Source organism: Microbacterium sp., from assembly GCF_035277845.1.
Classification (GTDB): Bacteria; Actinomycetota; Actinomycetes; order Actinomycetales; family Microbacteriaceae; genus Microbacterium.
On record NZ_DATEJS010000330.1, the window covers coordinates 1 to 17,096 of the forward strand.

Below are 17,096 nucleotides of genomic sequence, written 5' to 3' on the forward strand. Positions count from 1 at the left end.
GTGCTGCACCAGCCCGCCGGGCAGGGGCGCGGGGCGGTGCCGGATCTGATCCTGCAGGCCGACGAGCTGGTGCGCGTGCGCGGCGAGGTCGAGCTGCTGCTGGCGCGGCACACGGGTCAGGATGCCGCGCGCCTGCGCGCCGACACCGACCGCGACCGCGTGTTCACGGCCGCGGATGCCGTCGCCTACGGCCTCGCCGACCGCGTGCTCGAGCGCGAGGCCGCCCCCCCCGGTCGTTGAGCGAGGGAGCGCAGCGACCGAGACGAAACGCCTATCCCGTCGAGGATCCGCGTTTCGGCTCGCTTCGCTCGCTCAACGACCGGGGGCGTTTCGGCTCGCTTTGCTCGCTCAACGACCGGGGGCGTTTCGGCTCGCTTCGCTCGCTCAGCGACCGGACGCGGCGCGCACCGCCTCGACGATGGAGGCCGGGGAACCGTGCCAGGGGGTGCCGTGACCGGGCAGCACCCACGCGGCATCCAGCCCCGCGATCCGGTCCAGCGACGCCAGCGCGGCGGCGGGATCGTCGGTGAACGGGGCGGGGGCTGCCCCGCCGGCGCCGGTGAGCACATTGCGCGTGGTCAGCGCGTCGCCGACGAACACCGCGTCGGCCGCCTTCGAGTAGATCGCGACGCTTCCCGGCGAGTGTCCGGGCATCCCGATCACGCGCGGCGCGCCGGGCAGGTCGAGCTCGTCGCCGTCGTGCACCTCGGTGAGCTCGGTGATCGGCGGCGTCTTCATGGCGCCCTTGCGCATGCCGTAGGCGAGGAAGCCGAGCGTGGCGCCGAGCTTCATGCCGCTCCAGGCCGTCTTGGGCTTCTCGCCGCCGCGGGCGCGGTCGGCGTCGGCCGCGTGCACGTACACCGGCACGCCGGCTTCGCGGCGCAGCCGCTCGGCGAAGCCGATGTGGTCGGAGTCGCCGTGCGTGACGACGAGCCCGCGGATGTCGGAGAGGGGGCGGCCGATGGCTTCGAGTTCGGCGAGCAGGTCGTTCCACTGCCCGGGGAGTCCGGCGTCGACGACGGTGATGCCGTCGTCGGTGACGATCAGGTAGGCGGCGACGATGTCGTTGCCGATGCGGCGGAGGTGGGGTCCGAGTTCCATAATGGCTACGATAGGTAGCTATGATGGCTTATGTCAATAGCCATCGTGAAGGAGATCAGGATGCCGACGCCGGAACGCACCTCGCTCGCCGCGATCGTCGCCGCCGCCCGCGAGCTTCTGGAGGCGGGCGGTCCCGCCGCCGTCACGATGCAGGCTGTCGCCGCGCGCGTCGGCGTGCGGGCGCCGTCCCTGTACAAGCGGGTGCGCGACCGGGATGCGCTCCTCGCTCTGGTGGCCGAAGCCACTGCCGACGACCTGACCGCGCGGTTCGCGGCATCCGGATCCTCGCTCGCCGCCCTCGGCCGCGCCTACCGCGAGTTCGCGCACGAACACCCGGAAGGGTTCCGGCTGCTGTTCGCCGGGGACGCCGCCGCGGACCGGATGGGGCTGGCCGTGCAGCCCGTGCTGCAGGCGGCCCGTGAGGCGGTCGGCGGCGAGCACGCGCTGGATGCCGCGCGCCTCCTCACCGCGTGGGCGACCGGGTTCGTCAGCATGGAGCTCGCCGGAGCGTTCCGGATGGGCGGCGACATCGACCAGGCGTTCGAGTACGGACTCGAGCGGATCATCGCCGCCATCGACCCCGGCCGGTGAGCGAGGGGGCGCCGGGTCACCGGCCGGCAGGCCAGGTGCGCCCCGCCCAGGGGTCGTAGTCCGCGATCAGCTCCTCCTGCGGAGGACGATCGGCCTCGGGCACGTGCTGCAGGTTCACGCGCACGCGGTACCAGAGCGAGCTCGAGCCGCGCATGCCGTCGACCAGCACGTCCGCCGGATGCAGCAGCGCAGCGGCATCCGGATGCGATGAGCGCCACACCTCGAGAGCCTCCTGCGCCTCGGGCTTCGTCTTGGTGCGGGCGACCTCGATGAGCGGCATGGTGGATGCCCGGCGGCCGTCGGCCGAGCCGCCGCGCGGCGGCTTCTCGGCCGGGCCGAGATCCTTCGCCAGCTGCAGCAGGGCATCCAGGCGCCCGACGGCGTCGTCGATCCCGGCGTGCGCGTCGCCGTGCTCCGCGAAGAGCGCCGGCACGGTGACCGCCGTGAACTCCTCGGGCCGCGCGGTGCGCAGCGCATCCCACGACAGCGGCATCGACACCCGGGCATCCGGCAGCGCCCGGATCGAGTACGCCGACGCGACCGTGCGGTCCTTCGCGTTCTGGTTGAAGTCGACGAACACGCTCTCGCCGCGCTCCTCCTTCCACCACCGGGCGGTGGCGAGGCCGGGCGCCCGGTTCTCGACCTCGCGGGCGAGCGTCTCGGCGGCGAGCCGCACCGCGCGGAAGTCCCACTCCGGTGCGATCCGCACCAGGATGTGGATGCCGCGCGAGCCGCTCGTCTTCGGCCACCCCACGAGCCCGTGGTCGTCGAGCACCTCGCGGGCGACGAACGCGGTGTCGACGATCTGGTTCCAGTCGACGCCGGGCATCGGGTCGAGGTCGACGCGCAGTTCGTCCGGGTGGTCGAGGTCCTCGGCGCGCACCGGATGCGGGTTGAGGTCGAGGCAGCCGAGGTTCGCCACCCAGGCGAGGCCCGCCGCATCCCGCACCACCGCCTCTTCCGCAGAGGTGCCGCGCGCGTACTGCAGCGTGGCCGTGCCGATGTAGTCGGGATGGTTCTCCGGCACCCGCTTCTGGAAGAACGGCTCGGCGTCGATGCCCTTCACGAAGCGCTTGAGCACCATCGGCCGTCCGCCTGCGCCGCGCAGGGCCCCGTCGGCGACGCTCACGTAGTAGCGCACCACGTCGAGCTTGGTCAGCCCCGGCTCGGGGAACACCACCTTGTCCGGGTGCGACACGCGCACCTCGTGCCCGTCCACCTCGATGTGCGTCTCGGATGCCCCCGCCATCTGCCTCACGCTACGCCGTTCTGCTCTCGGCGGAACAGGGTGCGCGCGTGAGTCCGCGTGCTTATCGTGAGGCCATGGCCGAGATCATCCCGTTCCCGAAGCGCGCTCGCGCCGTCGCGCACGCGCCGCAGTCCGCGGGCGACGCCGAACCCGGGCACCAGGCAGCGCCGGCGGTCGAGCCGCTGTGGCGCGAGACGGTCGGGGAGGTCTTACGCGGCATCCGGCAGGCCCGGGGCGATCGCCTCGCGGACGTCGCACGGCGCTCCGGCGTGTCGATGCAGTACCTGTCCGAGGTGGAGCGCGGGCGCAAGGAGCCCTCCAGCGAGATGGTCGCCGCGATCGCCGGAGCCTACGAGCTGTCGCTGCTCGATCTCACGCTCGCCGTCGCGGGACGCCTCGCGCCGCCGGCATCCGGCGCGGTGCTGCGCGCCGCCTGACACGCCCGCGACATGCGGAACGGCCGCCCGGACGAGTGTCCGGGCGGCCGTTCGCTGTCTCAGGTCAATTGGATCGGGCGATGCCGATGATCCGCAGGATCTCGAGGTACAGCCACACCACGGTGACCATGATGCCGAAGCCGCCCATCCAGCCGAACTCGCGCGGAGCGCGGTTGCGCACGCCCTGCTGGATGAAGTCGAAGTCCTGCACCAGCGAGTACGCCGCCATGAGCACGACGAGCACGCCGATGATGAGTCCGAGCGGGATGCCGGCGACCTTGACGCTCCACATGCCGAACATCGCGGACTGCGGCAGGACGCCGGTGAGCATCAGCACCACGTTCAGCAGCGAGAAGACCAGGTAGCCGATCATCGCGATCATCCAGATCTTGGTGGCGCGCTTGGAGGCGCGCACCTTGCCGCTGGCGAACAGGGCGAGCGTGACGCCGACGACGGCGAGCGTCGCGAGGGACGCCTGCAGCACGATGCCCGGGTAGAGGAACTCGAAGAACAGCGAGATCGACCCGACGAACAGTCCCTCGAACGCCGCGTAGGCGAAGATGAGGGCCGGGCGCACCTTGGTGCGCGAGGTGAAGATGACCACCATCGCGAGGATGAAGCCGCCCAGCGCACCGATGATCCACGGCAGGACGCTCGGGCTGGTGGTCTGGCCGTTGGCCGAGACGGTGACGGTGGACGCCGACCACACCCAGCCGACGACCGCGGTGACCAGCAGCACGGCGAAGAGGGCGATCGTCTTGTAGACGGTGTCCTCGACGGTCATGCGGCCCGTCTGCAGGGCACCGGCCTCGGGGGCGGCGTACGCGCCCTCGAAGTGCGCGTTGACGGCGGCCTGCTGCTGCGCGTCGACCGGCTGGCCGGGCGCGTACTGGCCGTACTGGGGCTGACCGGGCTGCGCGGAGCCCGTCTGCGGCGCTGCCTGGGCGCGACCCGCCGGCTGCTCCCGGAAGGCGGGGTTGTTGAAGGCGGGGTTGGCCGCCATAGCGATCACACTCCGTATGTCATGTCACAGCGAGGTGCTGTTACTTCACGATACCCGCTGCCATCGGCGGTTCGTCAGGTGGGTTCTGTGAGACGCATGTGGGTCGCGTCGATACCCCCGGGCCGTATGCCGCGAACACGCGGAAGGGGGCCCGGACGGATGCCCGGGCCCCCTTCGCTGCGATGGGCTACTCGGCGGTCTCGGCCGTCTCGCCCTCGTTCACCGTGGCGATCTTGTCGTCCGCGTTGAGCAGGCGGAACAGCAGGGCGGCGATGATGCCGCCGACGACCGGTGCGAGCACGTACAGCCAGATCGCGCTCCACGCGAAGTGGCCGGTGATCGACAGGCCGAGGGCCACGGCCGGGTTGAAGCCGCCGCCCGAGACGCCGCCCACGGCGATGGCGCCCACGAGCACGGTGGAGCCGATCGCGAGGCCGTAGAAGTGGTTGTTCGGGTGGTCCTTCGAGGTCGCGACGTTCAGCACGACGTACACCAGCACCAGGGTCCATAGCGTCTCGACGAGGAAGGCCGGGCCGATCTGGATGGACATCGGCTTGCCGACGGGCCAGAGGGCGAAGCTCAGCAGACCGGCCACGGCCGCGCCGACGAACTGGGCGACGATGTAGCCGATGAGGCCGGGCAGGTCGAGCGCACCGCGGATGAAGGCGCCCACGGAGACGGCCGGGTTCAGGTGTGCGCCGGAGATGTGGCCGGTGGCGTACACCAGCACCATCAGGGCGAAGCCGATGGCGACGGGGGTCAGCGGGCTGCCGCTGTTGACGGCCGCGATGATCGCGAAGACGAACAGAAATGTCGCGATCGCCTCAGCGAGCGCGGTGCGTGCGAGACCAGTCATGAGCTGTGTTCCTCAATCTCTGACTCCCCGATGAAGGGAGTGCGTAGGTGATCGTGTCTTGCGACGGCAAGACCACGAAAGAAAACTCCTGTTGATCCAGGGCATTCGTCGCCGGCCGGATACAGGAGTCCTCCTCTCATCATCCCCGATCGGCGCCGTCGCCGCCATTCCATTCTGAAAGATTCCTGCATATGACGACAGGTACTCTGTCGGCGTGTCACGCGCTCGACCTCTTATCATCGGACACCGTGGTGCGCCCGGATTCCGCCCCGAGCACACCCGGTCCTCTTACGACCTCGCCATCCAGCAGGGCGCGGATGCCGTCGAGCCCGATGTCGTCGTCAGTCGTGACGGCGTGCTCGTCGTGCGCCATGACGTCGAGCTGAGCGAGACCACGGATGTGGCATCCCGCCCCGAGTTCGCAGACCGGCGCGCCACCCGCACCGTGGACGGCGCCCGGCTCACCGGCTGGTTCTGCGAGGACTTCGCGTGGGAGGAGCTCGCGACCCTGACCGCGCGCGAGCGCATCCCGCGGCTGCGCCCGCAGTCGGCGCGGTACGACGGGCAGCAGCCGATCCTGCGTCTGCGCGACCTGCTCGCGCTGCTGGATGCCGCCGACCGCCCTGTCGTGCCGGTCATCGAGGTGAAGCATCCGACCTACCTCGCGGCGGCCGGCTTCGACCTGGCCGAACTGCTGGACGCCGAGTTGCACGCGGCCGGCTGGGCCGACGGCAGACGCCCGCTCGTGATCGAGTCGTTCGAGACCACGGTGCTCGGCGCGCTGCAGGCGCGCGGCATCCCGGCGGAGTACGTCGCGCTGCTCGAGGCATCCGGCTCCGCCCCCGACACCGGCATGCCGTACGACGAGGCGACGACGGATGCCGGGCTCGACCGCCTCGCGGGGCAGGGGATCGGCGGCATCAGCGTCGCGAAGGAGACCCTGCTGCGGGCCGGCGGGCGGGGACTCGTCGAACGCGCGCACGCCCGCGGGATGCGCGTGTTCACGTGGACCCTCCGGCCCGAGAACGCCTTCCTCGACCCCCGCTTCCGCCGTGGGGCGGATGCCGCCGCCTTCGGCGACTACCCCGGCGAGTGGGCCGCGATCCGCGACACGGGGGTGGACGCCGTGTTCGTCGATCACCCCGATCTCGGGCGGGACGTGTTCGGCTGAGCCTGTCACGACCAGGGCTTTCGGGCGGACTCGCGTGGGATTACCGTCGGGTGCATGGGCAGTGAGGCTCCGATTCTGGGGAAGATCCGGGCATCCGTCATCGGTGACGACCAGGTGATGCACGGGCCGTTCGGGCCGCGGCGGGTGACGTACGCGGACTACACGGCGTCCGGCCGGGCCCTGACGTTCATCGAGGACTTCGTGCGCGACGAGGTGCTGCCGCGCTATGCGAACACGCACTCCGAATCCAGCGGCACCGGGCTGCAGACGACTCGCCTGCGCGAGGATGCCCGCGCCCTCATCCACCGCTCGCTGCACGGCACCGACGACACTGTCGTGCTGTTCGCCGGCAACGGGGCGACCGGCGCGATCAACAAGCTGGTGGGCATCCTGGGGCTGAGGATCCCCGCCGACCTCGACCGGGAGTTCGGGCTCCTGGAGCGCATCCCGGAGTCGCGCCGGCCGGTCGTGTTCGTCGGACCGTACGAGCACCACAGCAACGAGCTGCCATGGCGCGAGTCGATCGCCGACGTCGTGACGATCCCCGAGGACGCCGCCGGACACATCTCCGAGGACCTGCTGACCGAGGAGCTCGAGCGGTACGCGGACCGGCCGCTCAGGATCGGGTCGTTCAGCGCGGCGAGCAACGTGACCGGCATCCTCTCCGACACCCGGCGGATCACGGCCCTGCTGCATGAGCACGACGCCCTCGCGTTCTGGGACTTCGCGGCCGCAGGGCCGTACGTGGACATCGACATCGCGGGCACGGGGATGGATGCCGTCTTCCTCTCGCCGCACAAGTTCATCGGCGGTCCCGGCACCCCGGGCGTGCTCGCGGTCCACCGGCGGCTGCTCGGCAACAGCGTGCCGGAGCAGGTGGGCGGCGGCACCGTCGCCTACGTGAACCCCGAACACCACCGCTACCTCGACGACCCGGTGCGCCGGGAGGAGGCGGGCACGCCCGCGATCATCGAGTCGGTCCGCGCCGGGCTCGTGTTCGCGCTGAAGGACCACGTCGGCGTCGAGACGATCCGCGAGAGCGAGACGCGGTTCCTGCGCCGGGCCCGGGCGGCGTGGAGCGAGCACCCCGCGATCCAGGTGCTCGGCAGCCCGTCGGCGGAGCGCCTGTCGATCCTGTCGTTCGTGATCACCGCGCCGAGCGGGCGCTATCTGCACCACAACGTCATCGTGGCGATGCTCAACGACCTGTTCGGCATCCAGTCCCGCGGCGGATGCTCGTGCGCCGGCCCGTACGGGCACCGGCTGCTCGGGATCGACCTCGAGCGCTCGCACGAGTTCGAACGGGAGATCGTGCTCGGCTGCGAAGGAATCAAGCCCGGCTGGGTGCGCGTGAGCTTCAACTACTTCCTGAGCGATGTCGTGTTCCAGTACATCCTGGATGCCGTGGCGCTGATCGCCGACCTCGGATACCGGCTCGTGCCGCACTACCGGTTCGACCCGATGACCGCGCTGTGGCGGCACGAGGGCGGACTCGTGGAGCCGCCGCTGCGTCTCGGCGACGTGCGGTTCGGGCCGAGCGGCGGACTGGAGCATCCGCACCGCGAGGAGAGGGCCGGGGAGGAAGCGCTCGGCGGATACCTCGATGCGGCACGGACGATGCTGGAAGAGCTGCCGGAACCCGGTCCGGACGAGGTCGCGCAGCTGGATGCCGACTTCGAGCACCTGCGCTGGTTCGACCTGCCTGCGGCCTCGCTCGACCTGCCTGCGGCCTCGCTCGACCCCGGTCACCCCGCGAACGCAGGGAGGTGAGACGCGGGTCCGGGTTCAGAAGGGCGCGGGCTCGTCGACGGTGAAGGCCGGTAGGCGTCGTTCGGGTTCGACCAGGTACACGCGTCCGTTCGGGCTCGTCCACTGCATGACCCCGCCGGCGAGCTGCCGCACCTCCCACTCGGTGCCGTGTTTGACCACGTGGTGGCCGACGCAGAGGGGATTGAGGTTGGTGACCTCGGTCTCACCGCCGAGCGCCCAGTCGACGTTGTGATCGATGTGGCACCTGTCGGCCGACTGGCCGCATCCGGGGGCGAGGCATCTGCCGGCTCGCCATCTCACCAGGCGCCGGATCGCCCTCGGCGGTCGGTAGCTGTCGCGTCCGACCGAGACGACCATCCCCGTCTCGGGGTGGGTGAGGATCCGCATCCAGTTCCCGGAGTTGCCGCACAGTTCGCGGGCTCTGCCGATCGGGATCGGGCCGACGCCCTCCACCCGCGCCGGCTCGGCCTTCGCGGCGCATTCGTCATCGAGCAGCGAGAGCGCGGGCACGGTGACGACGACTTCGGCGCGGATGCCGCGTGCCCCATCCGGGTGACTCGCGACCACGCCCTCGACGAGGAGATCGCCGAGCACATCCGCGCGGATCTGATCGAGGGTGCGCCCGTCCGGCGCCGTCGACGTATCGCCGTCGCCGTCCGGGGCATGGAGGATCGCCTTGCCCATGCGCGTGATCCGGTCGTATCCGGCCTTCAGCTCCACGGCGGGGCCGTACAGGCTCAGCCACGCCATACCGTCGACGTCGGGCTCGTACAGGACGCGGCGCTTCGTGACGGCGGCCTCGTGACGTTCCACGATGGTCGGCGCCTGCACCCGCTCGATGAGCTCTCGAAGCTTCCGCCGGAACACCCCCACCGGCTCCGCCTCGGCCAGGGCCACGGCGGGCTGCACCAGGTCGGGAACCAGCTCGACATCGACCGCATCGAGGAGGGAGACGAGCAGCTCGGCGTGCTTCCGCGTCATCCGTCCGCGCCCGAGTGAATCGAGTGCCGACGGGTACCGGTGCACGAGCGCCTGCCCGCGGACCATCAGTTCTGCCGCCTCGTGCTCGGTGGTGCGCATCGCTGCGGCCAGCTCGAGCCGCACGGATCGCTCGACGAGGTCGGGGCTGGTGTGCCCGGTCTGTGCGGCCCGCGTATGGGCGGCGAGGCGGTAGCAGTCGATCTGATGCAGGCGATGCGCCTCCATCGAGGACAGCATGCCGTCGACATCGAGAATGGGATCGAGCGGGTCGGGCGCGGGGTGGTACGCCTCCTCCCGGAGGTACTCCGAGAACGGGATCTCATCGCCCGTCCACTCCTCGTCCATAGGTCAAGTATAGTTTAGATATTCGAAAACACAAGAGAAAATGGCAGAAATCTGAGCCTTAGATGGATGTCTAGTGCATCTAAAGGGCGCCGAGCTATCGAACTGATTGTGGCCTGTGGGAGGCTCTGCGTTTCGTCTCGTCGCTTCGCTCCTCGCTCAACGAGCGGGGGAGTGAATCACTTGGGTTGATTCAGTGGGTCGGTGACATGTATTGGCGCGATGCCACGTTCCTGCGGTTGACTCGACGCCGAAGCCACGGACAGAGGAGTCCCCCATGAGCGCACCCGAACTCGAGACATCCGACATCCGCACCCAGCACTTCCGCAAGACGCTGGGGCGGATCGACATCATCCTGCTGTCGGTCGCGGCGATCATCTCGATCGACACGGTCGCGCAGATCGCGGCGGGCGGTGGCGCGCAGGCGTTCACGTGGACGCTGGTGATCGGCATCACGTTCCTGTTCCCCTACGCGCTGGTCGTCGCGGAGCTGGGATCCACGTTCCACGGCGAGGGCGGCCCGTTCGTGTGGGTGCGGCTGGCGTACGGGAAGCTCGCGGCCGCGATCTCGACGATGTTCTACTGGGTGACCAATCCGCTGTGGATGGGTGGGTCGCTGGTGTTCATCGCGGCGCTGACGTGGGACACCTACATCTCCCCGCTCCCGTCCGGCAGCGTGGGCGACTACGTGTTCAAGATCGTGTTCATCTGGCTGGCGATCCTCACCGCGATCATCGGTCTGCAGTACGGCAAGTACGTGGTCGCCGCGGGCGGCATCGTGAAGGTCGCGCTGCTGGCGATCTTCGTCGTCACCGTGGCCGTGTACGCGGCCCGCTACGGCGTGCACGGGTACGCGGCCGGGGAGTTCTCCCCGACGATGGGCGGGTTCCTCGCGGTGACCCCGGTCATCCTGTTCGCGGTCGTCGGGTTCGAGGCCCCGAACGGGGCGGCGGAGGAGATGCGCAACCCGCAGAAGGACGTCCCGAAGGCGGTGGCATCCTCCGGGATCATCTCGATCCTGTGCTACCTGGTGCCGATCTTCGCGATCCTCGCGGTGCTGCCGGCCAGCAAGGTGCAGGGTGCATCCGGGCTGCTGGACGCGTTCAAAGAGGTCTTCAAGGTCTACGGCCCCGCGGCCGGACCGCTGATGTGGATCGCCGCGGCCCTGTTCATCTTCGTCGTGCTCACCCAGGCGTCCGCGTGGATGATCGCGTCCGACCGGGTGCAGGCCGCGGCCGCCGCCGACGGCGCGTTCTTCCGCTACTTCGGAAAGTTCTCCCCGCGGCTGGGCACCCCGGTGCGGATGAACCTGCTCTCCGGCATCGTCGCGACCGTGTTCTGCATCGCCGCGACCATGCTGCTCAACGGATCCACCAGCGCCGTGTTCACCGTCGTGCTCACCGTCGCGATCTCGACCCTGCTGCTGTCGTACCTCGTGATCTTCCCTGCGATCGTCACTCTGCGCCGCAAGTATCCCGACGTCCCCCGCCCGTTCCGCGTCCCCGGCGGCAAAGCCGGCCTGTGGGTCTGCACCGTGATCATCTACGCGTGGGTCGTGCTCGGATCCTGGGTCGCCGTCTTCCCCGGCACCATCGAGCACGTCCTCGGCATCGACTACGGCTTCCACGACATCTGGGGCGTCGACCGCGGCACCTTCGAGCTGTTCACCGTCGGCACCCTCATCGTGATCGCCGTGCTGGCCCTCGTCGGATACCTCTGGGAACGCAACCGCGCAAACGACCGCCCCGGCGAACTGGACGCCGCAGAACTCACCGCCATGGTCGGCGACTGACACCTGAAACACCACTGGAGAAACATCATCGTGACCGAGCTGCTCGCCACCCCGACCGTGCGCACGACGCACCCGCTCGACCCCCTGAGCGCCGCGGAGATCACCGCCGTGCGCGACCACCTGGTCGCCGAAGGGCGCCTCGCCGACACCGTGCGCGTCGCGTACCTGAGCCTCAAGGAGCCGGCCAAGGCGGCGCTCCGGGATGCCGCAGCCCGCCCGAACCGGCAGGCCCGCGTCATCCTGCTCGACACGGCCACCGGCGAGACCACCGACCTCGACGTCGACCTCACCGTGGGCGAGACCGTCCGCGCCGTCTCGGTCGACCCGGCCCTCACCGGCCAGGCGCCCGTGCTGATCGAGGAGTTCGCGGCGATCGAGGACATCCTCGCGCAGGATGCCGGATGGGTCGCCGCACTGGCATCCCGCGGCCTCGCCCCCGACGAGGTGCGGGTCGCGCCGCTGTCCGCCGGCATCTTCGACTACGACGGCGAGGAGGGCAAGCGGCTGCTGCGCGGACTCGCGTTCGTGCAGCGCGACGAGTCCGACTACGCCTGGGGCCACCCGGTCGACCAGCTCGTCGCGTTCGTCGACATGATCGAGCGCCGCGTGGTGCGCATCATCGACGACGGTCCGGTCGCCATCCCGATGGGCAACGACAACTTCGAGGATCCCGAGGTGTCCGGGCCGCTCCGCACCGACCTGAAGCCCATCGTCATCACGCAGCCCGACGGCCCGAGCTTCACGCTCGACGGCAACGTGCTCCGCTGGCAGAAGTGGGACCTGCACGTCGGCTTCGACGCCCGCGAGGGCCTCGTGCTCAGCCGGATCGGGTTCGACGACCACGGCACCCGCCGGTCGGTGATCGACCGGGCATCCATCGCCGAGATGGTCGTGCCCTACGGCGATCCCGCCCCGTACCGCTCGTGGCAGAACTACTTCGACACCGGCGAGTACCTGGTCGGCCGTGACGCCAACTCGCTCGAGCTCGGGTGCGACTGCCTCGGCGACATCACGTACCTGTCGCCGGTCGTCGCCGACGACTTCGGCAACCCGCGTGAGATCAGGCAGGCCATCTGCATCCACGAAGAGGACTTCGGCCTGCTCTGGAAGCACACCGACGAGTGGGCGAACCACGCCTCCACCCGCCGGCAGCGCCGCCTCGTGGTGAGCTTCTTCACCACGGTCGGCAACTACGACTACGGCTTCTACTGGTACCTGTACCTCGACGGCACCATCCAGTTCGAGGCCAAGGCCACGGGCATCGTGTTCACCGCTCGCTACCCCGAGGGCGACTACCCGTACGCCTCGCGCATCGCTCCGGGCCTCGGCGCGCCGTACCACCAGCACCTGTTCTGCGCGCGGCTGGACATGGCTGTGGACGGGTCGAGCAACGCAGTGCACGAGCTCGACCTGCAGCGCGTGCCCACAGGCCCGGGCAACCCGCACGGCAACGCGTTCACGCGGTCGCGCCGCGTGCTCGGCTCGGAGGCCGAGGGACGCCGTCGTGCGGACGGGAGCGTCGGCCGCGTGTGGGAGATCGTCAACACCGAGAAGACCAACATCGTCGGCGAGAACGTCGCGTACACGCTGTTCCCCGAGGGGCAGCCGACCCTCGCGATGGCGGACGACTCGTCGATCGCGCGGCGTGCCGCCTTCGCGACCGAGCACCTGTGGGTGACCAGGTTCGACGAGGACGAGCGCTTCCCGGCCGGCGACTTCGTGAACCAGAGCGTCGGCAGCCCCGGCCTGCCCGAGTTCGTGAAGGCCGACCGCGCGATCGACGGCGAGGACATCGTGCTGTGGCACAGCTTCGGCCTGACGCACTTCCCGCGCACTGAGGACTGGCCCATCATGCCGGTCGACTACACCGGGTTCACGCTGAAGCCCACCGGCTTCTTCGACCAGAACCCCGCGCTCGACGTGCCGGCGCCCGTGAAGGGCCACTGCGCCGAGGGCGGCGAGTGCCACTGCTGACCTGAGGCACCCCGCCGCGAACCCTGATCCGATTACGCGAACCCTCACCGAATTACGCCCCAGCGCCGTATTTCGCTGAGGGTTCGCGTATTTCGGTGAGGGTTCGCGGGAGAGGGGTGGGGGTCAGGGGGCCGTGGGGGTGCCGAAGAGCTCGCGGGCGAGGGTCGCGATCACGCGGGCGCGGGCCGTGGGGCGCACGTCCTTGACGCGGACGAAGCACACGTCGAGCGGCGGGACGTCGTCGTGGATGGCGATGGCACGCAGCTCCCCGCCGTCGTAGGTGCGCGGCGACTGGGGGATGTGGTTGAGCACGGAGTACCCGTGGCCGTGCGCCACCAGCGAGCGCACCGTCTCGTAACTGCGGGAGCTGTACCGGATCTGCGGGTCGACGCCGGCATCCCGCAGCATCCCGAGGAAGTAGTCGCGCGAGTGCGGCAGATCGAGCAGCACGAGGTCCTGCCCCGCGAGCTCGGCGAGCCTCAGGCGCTTGCGGCGCGCGAGCGGATGCCCGGCGGCCAGGATGACGTGCGGCGGCGCCGCGTACAGCGGCTCGAAGGCGAGGTCGTGCACGCGGCCGAAATCGTACGCGATCGCCCCCTCGACGGAGCCGTTCAGCAGCAGCTCGACGGTGCCGTCGATGTCGGCCTCGATGATCTCGACGCGCAGGTCCGGATGCTCCTGCTCGACGCGCTGGATGAGCCGGGGCAGCACGAACGGCGCGATCGTGGTGAAGCAGGCGAGCCGCAGCGTTCCGCGCACGTCGTGGTGCTGGCCGCGCACGGCATCCGTCATCTCGTCGACCTGCGCGAGCAGCGACTGGGTGTCGCGCAGCAGCTGCTCGCCGGCATCCGTCAGCGCCAGGCCCTTGCTGCGCTGACGCACGAACAGCTGCACGCCGAGCGACCGCTCCAGCTGCGCGATCGCGGTGGAGACGGCCGACTGCGCGACGTGCAGGTCGAGGGATGCCTCGGTCATCGACCGCCGCGTCGCCGCCGCGACGAAGTACCGCAGCTGGACGAGGGTCATGTCGGGGCGACCGAGACGTGCCATGAGCAGATCGTATCAACTGAATTGATGCAGCACGTCGAGTTTGTGAACTGTACAGATGCAGTCGGAGCCGGAACGATCGAAGTGAAGGATTTCGACGGATACATGGAGGTACGGATGTCGAGCGAACAGACGGAGGTGCTGGTCGTCGGCGGCGGCCAGGCCGGCATCGCGATGAGCGAGCATCTGACGCGCGGGGGAGTGCCCCACATCGTGGTGGAACGCGACCGGATCGCGGAGCGGTGGCGCTCCTGGCGCTGGGACTCGCTGGTGGCGAACGGCCCGGCCTGGCACGACCGGTTCCCGGGCATGGAGTTCGACATCGACGCCGACGCCTTCGCGGGCAAGGAGCAGGTCGCCGAATACCTCGCCGCCTACGCGGCGAAGTTCGACGCGCCCATCCGCACCGGCGTCGAGGTGACGCGGGTGCGCAAGAACGAGGGCCGCCCCGGATTCCGCGCCGAGACGAGCGACGGCGCCATCGACGCGCGCTACGTCGTCGCGGCGACCGGCCCGTTCCAGACGCCGATCGTCCCGGCCGTCGTGCCCGCGGATGCCGGCATCCACCAGATCCACTCGAGCGCGTACCACCGCCCCGGACAGCTGCCGCAGGGCGGCGTGCTCGTCGTCGGCGCCGGCTCGTCGGGCGTGCAGATCGCCGACGAGCTGCGCGCCTCCGGCCGCGACGTGTACCTCGCCGTCGGCCCGCACGACCGGCCCCCGCGCAGCTACCGCGGCCGCGACTTCTGCTACTGGCTCGGCGTCCTCGGCAAGTGGGATGCCGCCACTCCCGCCGCCGGAGCGGAGCACGTGACCATCGCGGTCTCGGGGGCGAACGGCGGGCGCACCGTGGACTTCCGCCGGCTCGCGGCATCCGGCATCACGCTGCTCGGCCGCGCCGGCGCCTACGAGGACGGCGTCATGCGCTTCGCCCCCGACCTGGCGCGGAACATCGCCGCCGGCGACGCGAACTACCTCGGCCTGCTGCAGGAGGCCGACGCCTTCGTCGAGCGCAACGGACTGGACCTGCCGGAGGAGCCCGAGGCGCATGTGCTCGGCGCGGACCCGGAGTGCGTCACCGACCCGATCCTGCAACTCGACCTCGCCGCCGTGGGCGTCACCACCATCGTCTGGGCCGTCGGATTCGGCGCGGACTACGGCTGGCTCGAGGTGGACACGTTCGACGAGCGCGGCCGTCCCCGCCACCAGCGCGGCGTCTCGGCCGAGCCGGGCGTGTACTTCCTCGGCCTGCCTTGGCAGTCGCGCCGCGGATCGAGCTTCATCTGGGGCGTGTGGCACGACGCCAAGTACCTCGCCGACCAGATCGCGATCCAGCGCGGCTACCTCGCGTACGACGCCGCCCACCCGACCATCCATGAACCCGCCCTCGTCGTCTCTGGAGCAGCCCGATGACCAACCACACCCGCATCCGCCCGTTCAACACCAAGCAGACCTACCCGGAGCAGAACCTCGACAATGACCTGTGCCAGGCCGTCGTGGCGGGCGGTGTCGTGTACCTGCGCGGTCAGATCGGGCAGGACCTCGAGAGCCGCGAGTCGGTCGGCATCGGCGACGTCGAGGCGCAGGCCGAGAAGGCGATGGCCAACATCGCGATGCTGCTCGAGGAGGCGGGCTCGTCGCTCGAGGACATCGTCAAGGTCGTCGTGTACATCATCGACCCGCGCTACCGCGAGACCGTCTACCAGGTGATGGGTCGCTGGCTGAAGGGCGTGTTCCCGGTGTCGACCGGCATCGTGGTGAGCGCGCTCGCCCGGCCGGAGTGGCTGGTCGAGATCGACGCCACCGCGGTCATCTCGACCCCGGAGGCGAGCAGGTGACGTTCTCGATCGTCGCGCGCGACGAGTCCGGCGCGTTCGGCTCGGCGATCTGCTCGTCGTCGCCGGCCGTCGCCGCGCGCTGCGTGCACCTGGCCGACGACACCGGCGCCGTCAACTCGCAGAACATCACCGACCCGCGGCTCGGCCCTGCCGTGCTCGACCGGCTGCACGCCGGCCTGCCCGCGGACGAGGCGCTGCAGGCCGTGGTGGATGCCACCGCGAACATCGAGTTCCGGCAGATCCTCGTGGTGGACGACGCCGGCCGCACGGCCGCCTACTCGGGCCCGCGCGCGCTCGGCATCTTCGGCGACGCCTCCGGTGCCGGGGTGGTGACCGGCGGCAACATGCTGGCCTCCGCGGCCATCCCTCAGCTGATGGTCGACGCCTTCGCCGCGGCATCCGGCGACCTCGAGGTGCGCCTGCTCGCCGCGATGAACGCGGCGCGGGACGCCGGCGGCGAAGCCGGCCCGGTGCACTCGGCCGGGCTCTCGGTCGTGCGGGATGCCGGCTGGCGCGTCACCGACCTGCGCGTCGACTGGACGGAGGGCGACCCGATCGCCGAGCTCGGCGACCTGCTGGAGCTGTGGCTGCCGCAGCGCGACGACTACGTCACGCGCGGCATCGACCCCTCCGCCGCGCCGTCGTACGGAGTCCCCGGCGATGAGTGAGCAGACAACGGGTGGGCGTTTCGACTCGCTCCGCTCGCTCGACGACCGACGGGTGCTCACGCCCCCGGTCGCCCCGCGAGGGAGCGCCAGCGACCGAGACGAAACGGGATTCCCGTCGCGAACCGATGCGCGTTTCGACTCGCTCCTCTCGCTCAACGACCGGGGCGTGCTCAACGACCGGGAGGTGCTCAAGACGAGGGTCGCGGATGGCCTGGCCGACGTGGCCGACGAACTGGTGACTCTCTCGAACGAGCTCCATGCCGACCCTGAGCTCGG

At 70.2% G+C, this 17,096-nt stretch carries 17 protein-coding genes; 11 read left to right on the plus strand and 6 right to left on the minus strand.

Annotated features, from left to right (window positions below; genetic code table 11):
- A partial coding sequence (locus tag VJR25_RS14530; protein ID WP_324116252.1) for a ClpP family protease occupies positions 1-240 on the plus strand: 240 nt, incomplete at its 5' end.
- Between the two features lie 144 nt (positions 241-384).
- On the opposite strand, the gene VJR25_RS14535 is transcribed toward VJR25_RS14530, so the two are convergent.
- The gene (locus VJR25_RS14535; RefSeq protein ID WP_324116254.1) at positions 385-1,101 is read right to left on the minus strand and encodes an MBL fold metallo-hydrolase; all 717 of its coding nucleotides are present in this window, start codon (positions 1,099-1,101) and stop codon (positions 385-387) included.
- Positions 1,102-1,161: 60 nt separating this feature from the next.
- Here VJR25_RS14535 and VJR25_RS14540 point away from each other — a divergent pair, with 60 nt between their 5' ends.
- The gene (locus tag VJR25_RS14540; RefSeq protein ID WP_324116256.1) at positions 1,162-1,692 is read left to right on the plus strand and encodes a TetR/AcrR family transcriptional regulator; all 531 of its coding nucleotides are present in this window, start codon (positions 1,162-1,164) and stop codon (positions 1,690-1,692) included.
- Positions 1,693-1,708: 16 nt separating this feature from the next.
- Here VJR25_RS14540 and ligD read toward each other — a convergent pair whose 3' ends face one another.
- Positions 1,709-2,941, minus strand: a complete 1,233-nt coding sequence (gene ligD / locus VJR25_RS14545; protein ID WP_324116258.1) for a non-homologous end-joining DNA ligase — start codon at positions 2,939-2,941, stop codon at positions 1,709-1,711.
- A 74-nt stretch (positions 2,942-3,015) separates the two neighbouring features.
- On the opposite strand from ligD, the gene VJR25_RS14550 reads away from it, so the two are divergent.
- A complete protein-coding gene (locus VJR25_RS14550) occupies positions 3,016-3,378 on the plus strand; it encodes a helix-turn-helix transcriptional regulator (RefSeq protein WP_324116260.1) in 363 nt (120 codons plus the stop codon).
- A gap of 64 nt (positions 3,379-3,442) precedes the next feature.
- Here VJR25_RS14550 and VJR25_RS14555 read toward each other — a convergent pair whose 3' ends face one another.
- Together VJR25_RS14555 and VJR25_RS14560 are read right to left on the minus strand one after the other, a co-directional pair.
- Positions 3,443-4,381: a Bax inhibitor-1/YccA family protein gene (locus VJR25_RS14555; RefSeq protein WP_324116261.1), complete on the minus strand. Its 939-nt coding sequence runs from the start codon at positions 4,379-4,381 to the stop codon at positions 3,443-3,445.
- A 187-nt stretch (positions 4,382-4,568) separates the two neighbouring features.
- On the minus strand, positions 4,569-5,237 hold the full coding sequence (locus tag VJR25_RS14560; RefSeq protein ID WP_324116263.1) for an MIP/aquaporin family protein: 669 nt from the start codon (positions 5,235-5,237) through the stop codon (positions 4,569-4,571).
- A 214-nt stretch (positions 5,238-5,451) separates the two neighbouring features.
- Here VJR25_RS14560 and VJR25_RS14565 point away from each other — a divergent pair, with 214 nt between their 5' ends.
- Together VJR25_RS14565 and VJR25_RS14570 are read left to right on the plus strand one after the other, a co-directional pair.
- On the plus strand, positions 5,452-6,408 hold the full coding sequence (locus tag VJR25_RS14565; protein WP_324116265.1) for a glycerophosphodiester phosphodiesterase family protein: 957 nt from the start codon (positions 5,452-5,454) through the stop codon (positions 6,406-6,408).
- A gap of 54 nt (positions 6,409-6,462) precedes the next feature.
- Positions 6,463-8,178 carry an aminotransferase class V-fold PLP-dependent enzyme gene (locus VJR25_RS14570; RefSeq protein WP_324116268.1) on the plus strand — a complete coding sequence of 572 codons (1,716 nt, stop codon included), beginning with the start codon at positions 6,463-6,465 and terminating at the stop codon, positions 8,176-8,178.
- Positions 8,179-8,193: 15 nt separating this feature from the next.
- On the opposite strand, the gene VJR25_RS14575 is transcribed toward VJR25_RS14570, so the two are convergent.
- A complete protein-coding gene (locus tag VJR25_RS14575; RefSeq protein ID WP_324116270.1) occupies positions 8,194-9,504 on the minus strand; it encodes an HNH endonuclease signature motif containing protein in 1,311 nt (436 codons plus the stop codon).
- 274 nt (positions 9,505-9,778) lie between these two features.
- Here VJR25_RS14575 and VJR25_RS14580 point away from each other — a divergent pair, with 274 nt between their 5' ends.
- The gene (locus VJR25_RS14580; protein ID WP_324116273.1) at positions 9,779-11,293 is read left to right on the plus strand and encodes an APC family permease; all 1,515 of its coding nucleotides are present in this window, start codon (positions 9,779-9,781) and stop codon (positions 11,291-11,293) included.
- 30 nt (positions 11,294-11,323) lie between these two features.
- Positions 11,324-13,267 carry a primary-amine oxidase gene (locus VJR25_RS14585; protein ID WP_324116275.1) on the plus strand — a complete coding sequence of 648 codons (1,944 nt, stop codon included), beginning with the start codon at positions 11,324-11,326 and terminating at the stop codon, positions 13,265-13,267.
- A 123-nt stretch (positions 13,268-13,390) separates the two neighbouring features.
- Here VJR25_RS14585 and VJR25_RS14590 read toward each other — a convergent pair whose 3' ends face one another.
- Positions 13,391-14,317, minus strand: coding sequence for a LysR family transcriptional regulator (locus tag VJR25_RS14590; RefSeq protein ID WP_324116277.1), 927 nt, complete (start codon positions 14,315-14,317; stop codon positions 13,391-13,393).
- A gap of 114 nt (positions 14,318-14,431) precedes the next feature.
- Here VJR25_RS14590 and VJR25_RS14595 point away from each other — a divergent pair, with 114 nt between their 5' ends.
- The 4 genes from VJR25_RS14595 to VJR25_RS14610 form a co-directional block, all read left to right on the plus strand.
- Entirely contained in the window at positions 14,432-15,727 is a 1,296-nt protein-coding gene (locus tag VJR25_RS14595; protein WP_324116279.1) for an NAD(P)/FAD-dependent oxidoreductase, read from the plus strand.
- A complete protein-coding gene (locus VJR25_RS14600; protein WP_324116281.1) occupies positions 15,724-16,152 on the plus strand; it encodes a RidA family protein in 429 nt (142 codons plus the stop codon). Before VJR25_RS14595 ends, VJR25_RS14600 begins: the two co-directional genes overlap by 4 nt.
- Positions 16,149-16,820, plus strand: a complete 672-nt coding sequence (locus tag VJR25_RS14605) for a DUF1028 domain-containing protein (RefSeq protein WP_324116283.1) — start codon at positions 16,149-16,151, stop codon at positions 16,818-16,820. The genes VJR25_RS14600 and VJR25_RS14605 overlap by 4 nt, the downstream gene beginning before the upstream one ends.
- A 52-nt stretch (positions 16,821-16,872) precedes the next feature.
- Positions 16,873-17,096 (plus strand): hypothetical protein (locus tag VJR25_RS14610; RefSeq protein WP_324116285.1); only part of this gene is annotated, 224 nt, incomplete at its 3' end.

Bases quoted from the DNA above. Each gene is read 5' to 3' on its own strand.
- VJR25_RS14535 (WP_324116254.1), bottom strand. From the start codon at position 1,101: ATGGAACTCGGACCCCACCTCCGCCGCATCGGCAACGACATCGTCGCC.
- VJR25_RS14550 (WP_324116260.1), top strand. From the start codon at position 3,016: ATGGCCGAGATCATCCCGTTCCCGAAGCGCGCTCGCGCCGTCGCGCAC.
- VJR25_RS14555 (WP_324116261.1), bottom strand. From the start codon at position 4,381: ATGGCGGCCAACCCCGCCTTCAACAACCCCGCCTTCCGGGAGCAGCCG.
- VJR25_RS14560 (WP_324116263.1), bottom strand. From the start codon at position 5,237: ATGACTGGTCTCGCACGCACCGCGCTCGCTGAGGCGATCGCGACATTT.
- VJR25_RS14570 (WP_324116268.1), top strand. From the start codon at position 6,463: ATGGGCAGTGAGGCTCCGATTCTGGGGAAGATCCGGGCATCCGTCATC.
- VJR25_RS14600 (WP_324116281.1), top strand. From the start codon at position 15,724: ATGACCAACCACACCCGCATCCGCCCGTTCAACACCAAGCAGACCTAC.
- VJR25_RS14540 (WP_324116256.1), top strand. From the start codon at position 1,162: ATGCCGACGCCGGAACGCACCTCGCTCGCCGCGATCGTCGCCGCCGCC.
- VJR25_RS14580 (WP_324116273.1), top strand. From the start codon at position 9,779: ATGAGCGCACCCGAACTCGAGACATCCGACATCCGCACCCAGCACTTC.
- ligD (WP_324116258.1), bottom strand. From the start codon at position 2,941: ATGGCGGGGGCATCCGAGACGCACATCGAGGTGGACGGGCACGAGGTG.
- VJR25_RS14590 (WP_324116277.1), bottom strand. From the start codon at position 14,317: ATGGCACGTCTCGGTCGCCCCGACATGACCCTCGTCCAGCTGCGGTAC.
- VJR25_RS14595 (WP_324116279.1), top strand. From the start codon at position 14,432: ATGTCGAGCGAACAGACGGAGGTGCTGGTCGTCGGCGGCGGCCAGGCC.
- VJR25_RS14575 (WP_324116270.1), bottom strand. From the start codon at position 9,504: ATGGACGAGGAGTGGACGGGCGATGAGATCCCGTTCTCGGAGTACCTC.